Raw genomic sequence first — 12,253 nt, forward strand, 5'->3', positions numbered from 1 at the left:
TGCCAAATGGAAGATGTCGATAAAAAAGAACTGAGTGAAAGGGATATCTGTACGAAGTTCATCACACCCGCGATCAAGCAGGCCAGATGGGATGAGCGCCAGATAAGGGAAGAAGTGAATCTCACCAATGGCAGGATCATTGTCAAAGGCTCGACCGCAAGCAGGGGGAAGCCTAAGAGGGCAGACTATATCCTGTACCACAAACCCAATATCCCCCTGGCAGTGGTGGAAGCAAAGAGAAACATATACACGGTGGGGGACGGCATGCAGCAGGCCCTTATGTATGCTGAGATGCTGGACATCCCGTTTGCTTTCAGTTCCAACGGGGACGGCTTCCTTGTGCATGACCGGACCGGCACTCTCGGGAATGTGGAAGAGGAAATCCCCCTGGACCGGTTCCCGGAGCCCGAATTTCTCTGGCAGAAATATTGTGAATGGAAAGGGCTTGATGAAGGCAAGCAGAAAATCGTAACCCAGGACTATTTTATTGATTTCAGGAAGCCTCTGCGCTATTACCAGCGGATAGCCATTAACCGGACTGTGGAGGCAATTGCGAAAGGGCAGGACAGAATCCTGCTCGTTATGGCAACAGGCACGGGAAAGACCCTTACGGCTTTTCAGATAATCTGGCGACTCTGGAAGGCAGGGGTAAAGAAAAGAATCCTCTTCCTGGCAGACAGGAACATCCTTGTCGACCAGACAAAGATCAATGATTTCAAGCATTTCGGAAAGGCGATGACAAAGATCAAAAACCGGGAAGCTGAGAAGTCATATGAGATTTACCTGTCCCTCTACCAGGCAGTTTCGGGGACGGAAGAGGAGAAAAACATATACAGGCAGTTTTCACATGACTTTTTTGACCTGGTAATCGTGGACGAGTGCCACAGGGGAAGTGCAGCCGAGGACTCGGCCTGGAGGGAAATCCTCGAATATTTCTCCTCGGCAACTCAGATCGGGCTGACTGCGACTCCGAAGGAGACAAAGGAAATCTCGAACATCCACTATTTCGGGGAGCCTATCTACACTTATTCCCTGAGACAGGGGATTGAAGACGGGTTCCTGGCCCCCTACAGGGTGATACGCATAGACCTTGACAAAGACCTTGCAGGCTGGAGGCCGGAAAAGGGCAAGGTGGACAAGTACGGCAGGCCAATTGAAGACAGGATCTACAACCAGAAAGACTTTGACAGGGACCTTGTGCTTGAAAAGAGGACCGAGCTGGTCTCAAAGAAGATTACCGAATTTTTGAAGGCAAACAACCGCTTTGACAAGACCATCGTTTTCTGCGAGAACATAGACCACGCAGAGCGGATGAGGGGAGCCCTTGTTAATGAAAACCCGGACCTTGCAGGGGAAAACCGGAAGTATGTGATGCGGATAACCGGGGACAACCCGGAAGGAAAAGCCGAACTTGACAGCTTTATAAACCCTGAGAGCCGCTACCCTGTGATTGCGACCACCTCCAAACTCATGAGCACCGGCGTGGACGCCCAGACCTGCAAACTGATAGTGCTTGACAAGCGCATCCAGTCCATGACCGAATTCAAGCAGATCATAGGCAGGGGGACCCGTGTCCGGGAAGATTTCGGGAAGTATTATTTCACGATCATGGACTTCAGGAAGGCAACGGAACTCTTTGCCGACCCGGACTTTGACGGCGACCCGGTGGAGATCTACGGGCCTGACGGAAAAGTCATCCGCCCGAGGGGGCCGGGAGAGGAAACGGACCGGGAGAAGTATGTTGTTGATGACGTGGAAGTGGGCGTTGTTACCGAACGCACGCAGTACTACGGGCCGGATGGGAAACTGATTACCGAATCCTTAAAAGACTACACCAGAAAGACCTTGCTCAAGGACTTTGAGTCTCTGAACTCTTTTTTGAAACACTGGAACGAAGCCGAAAAAAAGCAGGTTATCCTTGCCGAACTTGAAGAACAGGGAGTTTTGCTGGACGCCCTTGCCGAGGAAGTCGGAAAGGACTTTGATCCCTTTGACCTGATCTGCCATGTTGCCTTCGACCGCCCGCCCCTGAGCCGAAAAGAGCGGGCTGAAAAGGTGAAAAAGAGCGACTATTTCAGCAAATACGGGGAACAGGCACAGGAAGTCCTTGACACCCTGCTTGACAAGTATGCGGATGACGGAATCGAGAACCTTGAGAACATGAGCGTCCTCAAAGTCCAGCCCTTTGACAGGATAGGGACCCCGATGGAGATTGTGAAACTGTTCGGGGGCAAGAGCAGCTACCTTGAAGCAGTCCGGGGGCTCGAGTCACAGCTCTATACTCTGGAAGCCTGATTCAAAAACCGGAGAAACTGCCATAAACCTGACAGGAAAACTTCCATAGGCTTGAAACCTGATTCGAAGGGCTTATGTGGGATTACAAAATAGTGTCCCCAGTATTTTTTTTATAACGGTTCAAATTGCAGGAAAGGAAAAACATGTCACTGGACACAACAATCAAGGGCATTCAGGACATCATGCGAAAAGACGCAGGTGTGGATGGAGACGCCCAGCGCATAAGCCAGCTCGGCTGGATGCTGTTCCTGAAAATATTCGATGCGAGGGAAGAAGAGTACGAACTGGAAGATGACGAATACGTCTCTCCGATCCCGGAAAAGCTACGCTGGAAGAGCTGGGCAGCCGATCCCGAGGGAATTACCGGTGACTCCCTGCTGGACTTTATCAACGATAAACTCTTCAGGACCCTCAAGAACCTCTCCTTTGATGAAAACTCCGATCCCCGTGGTTTTGTGGTCAGGGACGTCTTTGAGGACTCCTACAACTACATGAAAAACGGGACCCTGATCCGCCAGGTCATTAACAGGATCAACGAGATCGACTTTACCAGCTCAAAAGACCTGCACACCTTCGGCTCAATCTATGAAAAAATCTTAAAAGACCTCCAGAGCGCTGGCAACGCAGGCGAGTTCTACACCCCCCGCGCAGTCACCCAGTTCATGGTAGACATGGTTGACCCCAAACTCGGCGAAAAAGTCCTGGACCCTGCCTGCGGGACAGGCGGTTTCCTGACCAGCACAATCGAACACATCCGCGAAAAATACGTGAATTCCGTAGAAGACCACCGCATTTTGCAGGAATCCATCTCCGGCGTCGAGAAAAAACAGCTCCCCCACCTCCTCTGCGTAACCAACGTCCTCCTCCACGGCATAGAAGTCCCATCCCGCATCCGCCACGACAACACCCTCGCCCGCCCCCTCCGCGACTACACCCAAAAAGACCGCGTGGATGTAATAGTGACAAATCCCCCCTTCGGCGGCATGGAAGAAGACGGCATAGAAACAAGCTTCCCGGCAAACTTCCAGACCCGTGAGACCGCTGACCTTTTCCTTGTCCTCATCATGCACCTCCTAAAAGACGGAGGCAGATGCGGAATAGTCCTCCCTGATGGAACCCTTTTCGGGGAAGGCGTAAAGACCCGCATCAAAGAAAAACTCCTTCAGGAATGCAACCTGCACACAATCGTCCGCCTCCCTAACGGCGTCTTCAGCCCCTACACAGGCATAAAGACCAACCTCCTCTTCTTCACCAAAGGCGAACCCACAAAAGAAATCTGGTACTACGAACACCCCTACCCCGCCGGCTACAGGTCCTACTCCAAAACCAAACCCATGCGCATAGAAGAGTTCGCCCCCGAAAAAGCCTGGTGGGACAACAGGACGGAAAGCGAATTCGCCTGGAAAGTCAAAGTAGAAGACGTAATCGCCAGCAACTACAACCTCGACATCAAAAACCCCAACACCGTTGAAAACGACCACGGAGACCCTGAAGAACTGCTGGAAAAGTACAAATCTCTGCTTAACGAAATCTCCAAAGTCCGGCAGGAGCTAAAAGAAGAACTTATAAACTCCTTAAATCATAATTGAATTTTATAAAATAGTTGAGGTTTCAAAATGGGATACTTTTGTTCAGTTTGCAAATCAGACATCAAGGAAGCGGAATTCAAATACTCGATGGAAAAATACGGCCAGGCCCTGTGCAGGGAACACCAGAACAACTCCGGCTCCAAATATGATAATAGTAACTCCAACAACATTCCCAAATCCCAGGACTCCGATAAATTATCTAATTTCTCCAAAAGGGACGGAAACTTTGTCGAAAGCATGATCAAAGGCAGGATCGCAGAAACCCTTGTCGAAGAATTATTCCTCCACCTGGACTATTCCGTATACCGTTTTGGCATGGAAAACACCATCCCCGGTATCATGGAGCAGCTTAGAGGCGTAAAAAACGACGTAACCTACACGATCAGAAAGATGCCGGACTTCGTTGTCCAGAACAAAAAAACCGGCGAAGTATTCTTCATCGAAGTAAAATTCAGGAAAAACGAAACCTTCGAACTCAAAGACGCTGGAGAAGACTATCCCTACGAAAACTGCCACTTCGTAGTAGTTTCGAAAAACCACATCAAATGCATCACATACAAAGAACTGAAAGAAGGGAAAGCGGTAACCCCAACTTCCAGAAACTACCTTGGCTCCCGAAAAGAATTTGAACTTGACAAAGAAGTTATCATCCAGTTCTGTGATTTCGCAGTCAAATTCTTCTCAGTAGTCGAATAAGCAAAGAAGATCAAAAATGGACCCAGAAACATTTTTTACGAATTTTGAGATGCTGGCAGAGGCACCGAATGGTGTGCAGAAGTTAAGGGAGCTTATTTTGCAGCTTGCGGTTATGGGAAAACTCGTTCCACAGGACCCAAATGAGGAGCCGGCTTCCGTGTTACTTGAAAAAATGGAAGCTGAAAAAAAGAGGCTAACAAAAGAAAGCAAAACTAAAGGGTCAAAATCAATAAGTGCCATAGGTTCTGATCAGGCTCCCTATGAAATTCCATCAAGCTGGGAATGGACTGCTCTTTCAGAATGCGGATTGATAAATCCACGCAATGATATTCCCGACAAAAAAGAAGTCTCATTTGTTCCTATGACTTATATTTCTGAAAAATACGGACAAGCTGTTGAGACAGAAACTCGAAGATGGGAAGAAATAAAAAAAGGTTTCACACATTTTGCTGAAAACGATGTGGTTCTTGCAAAAATAACTCCCTGTTTTCAAAATGGAAAATCTGCCGTTATGAAAGGGCTGAAAAACGGATTCGGAGCCGGCACAACAGAGTTACATGTTTTCAGACCATTCACAGAATTGATGAGTCCTGAGTATGCTCAGATTTACTTAAAGTCTCCAGATTTTATTTATGGTGGGATTCCAAAAATGACAGGGTCTGCAGGACAAAAAAGAGTTCCTAAAGACTATTTTTCCGAAAATCCTTTTCCTCTCCCACCCCTCGCCGAACAAAAACGCATAGTCTCTAAAGTCGACGAACTGATGGCACTCTGCGACAAACTCGAAGCCCGCCGCCAGAAAAAACAGGAGCTTCAGAGCAAACTCAACAGCGCTGCCCTCGACAGGATGCTCAGCGCCGAAAGCCAGGAGGAATTTGAACAGCACTGGCGGCGCATCTGCGAGAATTTTGATCTCCTCTACGATAACCCTGAAAATGTTGAAAAACTAAGGCAGGCGATTCTTCAGCTTGCGGTTCAGGGGAAACTTGTGGAACAGAATCCGGAGGATGAGCCAGCGAGTGTTTTGATTGAGAAAATTGAGGCTGAAAAAAAGAGGTATGCTAAAGAGTATAATCTTAGAGAAAAAGAACCATTGCCATCTGTAGAAGCTGATGAAGAGATCTTTAAATTACCTGCTGGATGGATATGGTCTAGAATTGGAAGTTCATTTTTAACATCAAGTGGGACAACTCCTAAAAGATCAAACCATGATTACTTCATTGGTGGAACTGAAAATTGGGTAAAAACAACCGATCTTACCAATGGCATAGTCACTTCTTGTGAGGAGAATATTACTCCCGAAGCGGTAAAAGACTGTAACTTAAAGTATTATCCTGTTGGAACTGTATGTGTTGCAATGTATGGAGGAGCGGGGACAATCGGCAAATCTGGTATTTTGGGGATGGTAAGTACTATAAATCAATCAGTTTGTGGAATGTATCCAAACAAATACTTTTTACCTGAATTTTTACATTGTTATGTAAAATCAATTAGATCAGAATGGATGAAATTCGCTGCCGGACTTCGAAAAGATCCCAATATTAATGGAAAAATAATAGATCGAATGGTTGTTCCTATCCCGCCCCTCAATGAACAAAAACGCATCGTTGAAAAGGTCGAGCAGCTTATGGGTTTGTGCGATGAACTCGAATCTAAATCAAAGAAAGAGAGGGAAGATAGCGAGAAGCTTATGGAGGCGGTTGTCAGGGGTTTGTTAGAAGGTGCCGCCGCCGAAATATAATAAAGAAGTTATGAAACCCTGAATAGTCCTCTTGAGCGCAGCGAAAAGGACACCGTGCTCCCGAGGCGCAATTCGGGAGGCGCAATTCGGGAAGGACACCGTGCTCCTGATGCGGAATTAGGGGAAGATAGCGAGAAACTTCTGGAAACGGTTGTTCGGGGTTTGTTAGAAGGGGCCGCAGATGAAATATAAAAAAGAAGTCATGAAAACCCCTGAATAGTCCTGTTATACGAAAATCAGCAAATTCAAACGCTGTAGGTTTTTAAATTTCCGCTTTTTCTTTTTCATTTTCCATCAGGGAAAGACCGTTCACTTCGTGAACGGGGGCTGCTGTCAGGCGCCGAGAAGTCTTGAGGGCCGAGGGTTCTGAAAATGCTCACAAAAATAAGCAGGAATATTCAGATTGATCTTGTCGAAACCCTGGCGGCCGGAATAGCGTATCTGACCGTTCTGAAATGGTCCTCTTGAGCGAACGAAGTGAGCGAAAAGGACGCGCACTGCAGAGCCGCAACTCTGCTGGCGCAACTCTGCTGGCTCAATTAGGGATTCAGTGTTTCCTGTAAATTTTGCTTCTGTGCCCGATTTCGATGACGAAAATAACCAGTTGCTGGTTTTCGATTGTCATGACAACACGGTATTCGCCAACTCTCAGGGAATAAAAAGGAGTGGTGGGTGAAGCTTTTAATTTTTTTACGTGAGAATAGGGATCTTCTTTTATTTGTTTAATGGCATTGTAAACTCTCTGGGCCGCTTCGTGGGGGAGCTTTTTCAGATCTTTGCGGGCTGCCTCGGTATAAATCACAGAGTACATTACTCAAGCCCCAGTTCCTTTGCGACCTCTTCTTCGGTATAGTACCTTCCTTTTTTGATATCCTCAAGCCCCTCTTCAATCCTTTTTATCGTTTCTTCACTCAGGGGTTCGGGGTCGATTGCCATGTTAACAAGCCTCTCAACCACCGAATTGTAGGATTCCTGGGGATGTGATTTCAGGCTTGCAAGCATCTCTTTAACTTTTGGGTCGAGACAGATTGTTGTCGAAGCTGCCATATAGTATCCTATAGGAGTCCATAGGATATGAATATTAGCACCCGCAGTGAGAGAAACTGTATATGCCGCTCTGCGATACATTGGTGAATACTTAGAAAGGCGTGGGAAGAGGTTGAGAAGCTTATGCAGATGGTTGTTCGGAGGTTAAATAGAAGGGGCTGCCGCTTAAATATAAAACTAGAGTTGTATTGCTTTTGAACTAGAATCAGCAAATTCAAACGCTGTAGGTTTTTAAATTTCCGCTTTTTCTTTTTCATTTTTCATTTGGACAAGACCGCAAAGCTGCGCTTTGCGTGGGCCGATGTCGGGTTCTGGGAAGTCATGAGGGCCGCGGATTTTGAACACGAGCGGTAAAAAGTCGTCCCGGTGTTCACAGATGGATATTATCCGAAACCCTTGCGGCCGGAATAACGCCTCAAACCGTTATTTTTTCCTCACTCCTTACGGCTATTTCAGAAAGTCTATGAGTAAAAAGAAGGTGAATCTTAGCAGAAAGTGGCAAATCAAGCGGCTAAAGAAGCTTCTCAGAATCTGAAAAGTTTACTCAAAAAAGGTCAAAGTTTAATCACGCAGCTGACAACTCAGTGTTTCCTGTGAATCTTGCTTCTGTACCCGACTTTGCTGCCGAAGCGCAATTAGGGCAGTTCAGCAGAATCTATCAAGGACCTGGTAATATGGAGAGTTGGGCACCCGGGTATTGGAATTGGGTTAAAGGAGGAATTAAAAGAGATTTCGAATGTGGTCTGTTTGGTCTGTTTGAAAGGTTCCCGTATGCCCATGTATTTAATATTTTTTATGCTATATAATTTTAAATGTGTACTGGCATTATTTGCATATTTTGGAAGTACCGTATAATTACCGCAAAGATAGTGGAGAAAAATTACCGGGTGCTTTCAGCTAGAAGTAAGCCGCAGATGCTTAAATATAAGCAAAAATGCAACCGGGTTTTTCGTGCAAATCCCTTATGGTCAGGATCAGAGTGGTAACCATGGCATATTTTACTAAAATATACTATTGCATCAAAGTATATTTTGCTAAAATACAAAAAGAAAATACGCAAAGACGGGGAATAGTGTCTTTTAAATAAAATAATACATGACTTTATTGAACAAAACATACACTCCTGTTTTAAATCTGAAATACCCCGGGACAGTCGTTCCGTGAGAGGGGCTAAAATGAGGGGACTTAAATGAGAAACGAAATCGATAAAAAAGGCCTTGCATGGTTCCTGGCACTCGCCTTTATTCCTACCATTGCCGTATCCCTTATCCTCAGAGATGTGGGGACTGACCTTGCCGACAAAACGATGGCATACTATAGCGTTGCGCTTGCGACAGTTATGTTCTTCCCGGGAATTTCGGCGTTCATTGTAAGGAAATTTATTACAAAAGAGGGTTTTAAGGATGCCGGCTTAAGAATCGGCCCCAAAAAGCCCTATTTGCAGGTTGCGGTCTTCATCCCCCTGCTCTTCATCGTAATTTACGCAATTACGGGCCTCTTTTATTCCCCGGACTTCACGCTTGAAACTTTTATGGCCCAGGCAGGGATCGAAGAAACCCCCATGGAACCCACATTATTCATTGCCGTGCTCTTCTTTTCCACGCTTATAGTCACCCCGCTGATAAATTCCATCCCCGCTTTCGGGGAAGAATTCGGCTGGAGGGGGTACCTGCTTCCGAAATTAATGCCCCTGGGAAGAGAAAAGGCCCTGGTTTTCTCGGGAATCATCTGGGGGATCTGGCACATGCCCTTTGTCTTCCTCATTGGCTTTGGGGGATATCCCGACAGGCTTGCAGGAGGCCTGGTCTTTGTCGCGGTTATCACCCTGCTTGGGATCTACATAGGGGCCCTGACCCTGAAAAATGACAGTGTCGTCCTGGCTTCATTCATGCACGGGGTTTTTAATGCCCAGGCTTACGGGATCTGGACAATCGTTTATCCCGATTACAACCGCCTGATCGGAGGCATCGGCGGCCTGATAGGAATAATCGTTTTGCTCCCGGTTGCAGTCTATTACTTGAGAGAGAAATGAGCTGAAAGACTTGAGAGAAAAGTAAACCATTTAAGAGAAAGGTGAACTGAAAGTGCCCCTCACATTTCCGCAGAACTCAGGGGGCTGTTTTCTTTTACTTCCACACACTCATGCCCGCAGTACCTGCACCTGTAGTACCTGGTTTCCATTATATTGAAATTCCATCTCACTATATCGGGTTCCTTTGCAGGCACATAAGCGAACTCCCTGCCGCATTTCCGGCATTTTCTGGACCGATAGAAATCTTCCAAAGTAAAAAGCGCAGCTGAAATTGCCAGGAGGAGAAATCCCGGTACTATAATCCAGGTCGATTCTTCCCGAAGAGCCAGTATTACCGCAGCTGCACCTACCAATAAAAAACCTGCAGCAATAGGGACCAGATTCTCTTCCCCCAGCCTGGATACCAGATACAGGGATACGGTTTTTTCCAGGGACGCCTCTTCATCCCTGTATGCAGCATGCTGGTCCGGACTTCCCATCCCCGGCCTGCGCTCCCCCGAAGAAACAGGTTCACTTTTGAACAGGATACCCCCTTTTCCAAAAGTTGGGTTGTTAACGCCCATTTTAAATATGTGCCTTTAAAGGCATAACTTTACCTTAAGAAGTTCAGGCACCCTGTTAGAAGTTCAGGCATTTTGTTCTCTCGCTGCGAAGAATCCCGAAAGTACCGCAATCAGAACAATTGGGCTCGATCTACAAAAAAAGCATTTTTTTGTGGAGTTGGGCATCTGTTAGGAAAGTGGTGTGATATGTGAGTTGCTAAAAATGGTTCTTATTTTTGCTTTCTGAAGTTTACCTTTTCAGATGCCCATAATTGAATATTCTTCTCGGTATATAATAGTAAAGGTATCTTGAATGATACCTTCCTATTCTAGCAGTACTGAATAATTGATAAATTGTTTACGCGGTTACGTGCGTTTCCTGCTTACGTGTGTTTCCCGGTTATGCGCATCCCCTGGATTTGAAAAACGGGACGATATATTTGAGGAAGATTCCGAAGATTTGAAGAAGCTGCCTGCCCGGAATTAAAGGACGTATTTCCAGCCTTCTTTTTTTAGCTCTTTCCTGTGCACCTCATAGCCCTGCATGAGTTCTCCCACCAGTTTCCAGAAGCGTGGAGAATGGTTTTTCTCCTTTATATGGCAGAGTTCGTGCACCACCACGTACTCAAGCTGCCCGGGCGGAGCCATCATTAGCTGGAAATTTATCCTGAGAACATTATCTGCAGAGCAACTCCCCCAGCGCCTTTTCTGGTGTTTTACCTTGAAGGCCGGAGGGGTTATCCCGAGCTTTTCCGAATAGGCTGTAAGGTGCCCTTTGACCTCAAGCTCGGCCTTTTGCCGGTACCACTGCCAGGCCGCTTTCTTTGCAAGGGCGGGCCGGAGTTCCGCAGGAGAGGTTTTCGGGAGCCTGACTATTAGTTCCGGGCCGCAGATGGCTGCCCCGGGTTTTTCGTTTCCTTCCAGAATTATTTTAAGGGGGTATTCCCTGCCAAGATAGAGGAAGCTTTCCCCGTCCAGGTACTGTTTTTCCAGGGAAGGGGGACGGTTTGCCGCAAACCATTCCAGTTTTTCCTGCACCCAGTCAGCCTTCCGGGAGACCATCCCCCTTATGGCTTCCCTGCTCAGGCCCTGAGGGGCTCGAAACTCCACTCTCAGGTCAGGCCTGACAACGATTGCGGCTTTCTTTCGCCTTTTGCTGTAGACTATTTCGTATGCTATCGTCCGGCTGCCGCTGTTTATACTGTCACTTTTTCTCATAAGGGAAGCCTCTGTTCTTTTATTCATTCCTGTTCTTCATTCCTGTTTTTCAGTCCGTTCTTCAGTCCTGTTCTTCAGCTGTGCTCTTCAGCTCTGCCTCTGCTCTCCGTACACTAGAGCTTTCTGAAATATTTAATAAAAAACCTTTTCCCAAATCTCCATATTTGCCTGTGGTGGTGCGAAGGCCTCCGGCTGGAGGGGGCAAGAGTGGTGTTGGGGCTTTTCTAACTTATGGCGTCCCCAAAATATTAAAAATTTAAATCAGGTTTCGAGGGTCCGATACAGGATCCTGAGTCCGATACAGGGTCCTGAATGCCAGGAAAGGGCAGAAGTGGCCGGATTTCAGGCGTAAGCCCTGTACGTGTCGTATGCCCGGGTGTAATGTTCGAAGGCCAGAATTGTAAGGATATTCCGGGAGGGGTCAAAGGTATAGACCAGCACGTAGGGCCCGATGTGAATCCTCCACTTTCCCTGGAACTCGGCCTCAAGGGGCATTCCCATTTCAGGGTTGTAAGCGAGAAGCAGGAGACGTTTTTTTACGTAATCGTATCCTGGCCCGTCGATCTGATGCAGTTTTTCCAGGTTTTTCCGGACAGAAGGGTGTACGGCTACGCTGTATGTCATTATTGTTCTACCTTTTTTAGTAAATCTTCAATTTCAAAAGCGGGAAAGTCGTACTTCATACTTTCCTGCTCGGCTTTTAGGATCCTGCGGGAAAAAGAAGGCTGGAAAGCAGTTTCCGGAGGATACTTTATCTCATTGAGCATCCTTTCAAAAGCTGCAAGTTGTTTGAGTATTTCTGCAAACTTCATGACATTCACTTAAAAAACTTCTATTAAATTTCATATCAGATTACAGGATGAAAGTTGAATTTATAAAACGTTTTATATAAATATTGGGGTCCGAGTTAAAAAATATGAAACTGTAACGGGGGTCTTTCCGATACACCATGCGGGCAAGGCCGGGTTTCCCCGTAAAACTTACATGGCCTTTCACCATGCCGGATTCCTTCCTGCTTTTCAGAAGTTTTCAGAAGTTTTCAGAAGCTGCCTTTTTCCTGCCATTCAACCCTGAATTTTCGGAGAACTATTAT

At 46.6% G+C, this 12,253-nt stretch carries 11 protein-coding genes; 5 read left to right on the forward strand and 6 right to left on the reverse strand.

Translation table 11 applies throughout. The features are described from left to right. Window positions 1-6: 6 nt before the first annotated feature. The 4 genes from hsdR (at window position 7) to FTO70_RS12605 (ending at window position 6,321) form a co-directional block, all read left to right on the forward strand. Window positions 7-2,295, forward strand: coding sequence for an EcoAI/FtnUII family type I restriction enzme subunit R (gene hsdR, locus FTO70_RS12590; RefSeq protein ID WP_255336105.1), 2,289 nt, complete (start codon window positions 7-9; stop codon window positions 2,293-2,295). Between the two features lie 143 nt (window positions 2,296-2,438). Next, entirely contained in the window at window positions 2,439-3,884 is a 1,446-nt protein-coding gene (locus FTO70_RS12595; protein ID WP_255336106.1) for a class I SAM-dependent DNA methyltransferase, read from the forward strand. A gap of 27 nt (window positions 3,885-3,911) precedes the next feature. Next, window positions 3,912-4,580 (forward strand): hypothetical protein, encoded by a 669-nt coding sequence (locus FTO70_RS12600; RefSeq protein WP_255336107.1) that lies wholly within the window; start codon window positions 3,912-3,914, stop codon window positions 4,578-4,580. A gap of 16 nt (window positions 4,581-4,596) precedes the next feature. Continuing rightward, on the forward strand, window positions 4,597-6,321 hold the full coding sequence (locus FTO70_RS12605) for a restriction endonuclease subunit S (protein WP_255336108.1): 1,725 nt from the start codon (window positions 4,597-4,599) through the stop codon (window positions 6,319-6,321). Between the two features lie 547 nt (window positions 6,322-6,868). Here FTO70_RS12605 and FTO70_RS12610 read toward each other — a convergent pair. Next, window positions 6,869-7,132: a type II toxin-antitoxin system RelE/ParE family toxin gene (locus FTO70_RS12610; RefSeq protein WP_255336109.1), complete on the reverse strand. Its 264-nt coding sequence runs from the start codon at window positions 7,130-7,132 to the stop codon at window positions 6,869-6,871. Next, window positions 7,132-7,368 (reverse strand): hypothetical protein, encoded by a 237-nt coding sequence (locus tag FTO70_RS12615; RefSeq protein WP_255336110.1) that lies wholly within the window; start codon window positions 7,366-7,368, stop codon window positions 7,132-7,134. The genes FTO70_RS12610 and FTO70_RS12615 overlap by 1 nt, the downstream gene beginning before the upstream one ends. Before the next feature lie 1,189 nt (window positions 7,369-8,557). Between FTO70_RS12615 and FTO70_RS12620 the strand changes: the two genes are divergently transcribed. Next, the gene (locus tag FTO70_RS12620) at window positions 8,558-9,400 is read left to right on the forward strand and encodes a CPBP family intramembrane glutamic endopeptidase (protein ID WP_255336111.1); all 843 of its coding nucleotides are present in this window, start codon (window positions 8,558-8,560) and stop codon (window positions 9,398-9,400) included. 59 nt (window positions 9,401-9,459) lie between these two features. Here the strand turns inward: FTO70_RS12620 and FTO70_RS12625 are convergent, their stop codons facing one another. From FTO70_RS12625 to FTO70_RS12640, 4 genes are all read right to left on the reverse strand, one after another. Then, window positions 9,460-9,963, reverse strand: coding sequence for a hypothetical protein (locus FTO70_RS12625; protein WP_255336112.1), 504 nt, complete (start codon window positions 9,961-9,963; stop codon window positions 9,460-9,462). A gap of 462 nt (window positions 9,964-10,425) precedes the next feature. Then, complete coding sequence (locus FTO70_RS12630; RefSeq protein WP_255336113.1) at window positions 10,426-11,187, reverse strand: M48 family metallopeptidase; 762 nt, start codon at window positions 11,185-11,187, stop codon at window positions 10,426-10,428. A 315-nt stretch (window positions 11,188-11,502) separates the two neighbouring features. Next, window positions 11,503-11,784: a type II toxin-antitoxin system RelE/ParE family toxin gene (locus tag FTO70_RS12635; protein ID WP_255336114.1), complete on the reverse strand. Its 282-nt coding sequence runs from the start codon at window positions 11,782-11,784 to the stop codon at window positions 11,503-11,505. Continuing rightward, a complete protein-coding gene (locus FTO70_RS12640; RefSeq protein ID WP_255336134.1) occupies window positions 11,784-11,972 on the reverse strand; it encodes a hypothetical protein in 189 nt (62 codons plus the stop codon). The genes FTO70_RS12635 and FTO70_RS12640 overlap by 1 nt, the downstream gene beginning before the upstream one ends. Window positions 11,973-12,253 lie beyond the last annotated feature (281 nt).

This window comes from Methanosarcina sp. KYL-1 (assembly GCF_024372725.1).
Taxonomy (GTDB): Archaea; Halobacteriota; Methanosarcinia; order Methanosarcinales; family Methanosarcinaceae; genus Methanosarcina.

Excerpts from the sequence above, each read along its gene's own strand:
- hsdR (WP_255336105.1), top strand. The coding sequence starts at position 7 with ATGGAAGATGTCGATAAAAAAGAACTGAGTGAAAGGGATATCTGTACG.
- FTO70_RS12595 (WP_255336106.1), top strand. The coding sequence starts at position 2,439 with ATGTCACTGGACACAACAATCAAGGGCATTCAGGACATCATGCGAAAA.
- FTO70_RS12600 (WP_255336107.1), top strand. The coding sequence starts at position 3,912 with ATGGGATACTTTTGTTCAGTTTGCAAATCAGACATCAAGGAAGCGGAA.
- FTO70_RS12605 (WP_255336108.1), top strand. The coding sequence starts at position 4,597 with ATGGACCCAGAAACATTTTTTACGAATTTTGAGATGCTGGCAGAGGCA.
- FTO70_RS12610 (WP_255336109.1), bottom strand. The coding sequence starts at position 7,132 with ATGTACTCTGTGATTTATACCGAGGCAGCCCGCAAAGATCTGAAAAAG.
- FTO70_RS12615 (WP_255336110.1), bottom strand. The coding sequence starts at position 7,368 with ATGGCAGCTTCGACAACAATCTGTCTCGACCCAAAAGTTAAAGAGATG.
- FTO70_RS12620 (WP_255336111.1), top strand. The coding sequence starts at position 8,558 with ATGAGAAACGAAATCGATAAAAAAGGCCTTGCATGGTTCCTGGCACTC.
- FTO70_RS12625 (WP_255336112.1), bottom strand. The coding sequence starts at position 9,963 with ATGGGCGTTAACAACCCAACTTTTGGAAAAGGGGGTATCCTGTTCAAA.
- FTO70_RS12630 (WP_255336113.1), bottom strand. The coding sequence starts at position 11,187 with ATGAATAAAAGAACAGAGGCTTCCCTTATGAGAAAAAGTGACAGTATA.
- FTO70_RS12635 (WP_255336114.1), bottom strand. The coding sequence starts at position 11,784 with ATGACATACAGCGTAGCCGTACACCCTTCTGTCCGGAAAAACCTGGAA.
- FTO70_RS12640 (WP_255336134.1), bottom strand. The coding sequence starts at position 11,972 with ATGAAGTTTGCAGAAATACTCAAACAACTTGCAGCTTTTGAAAGGATG.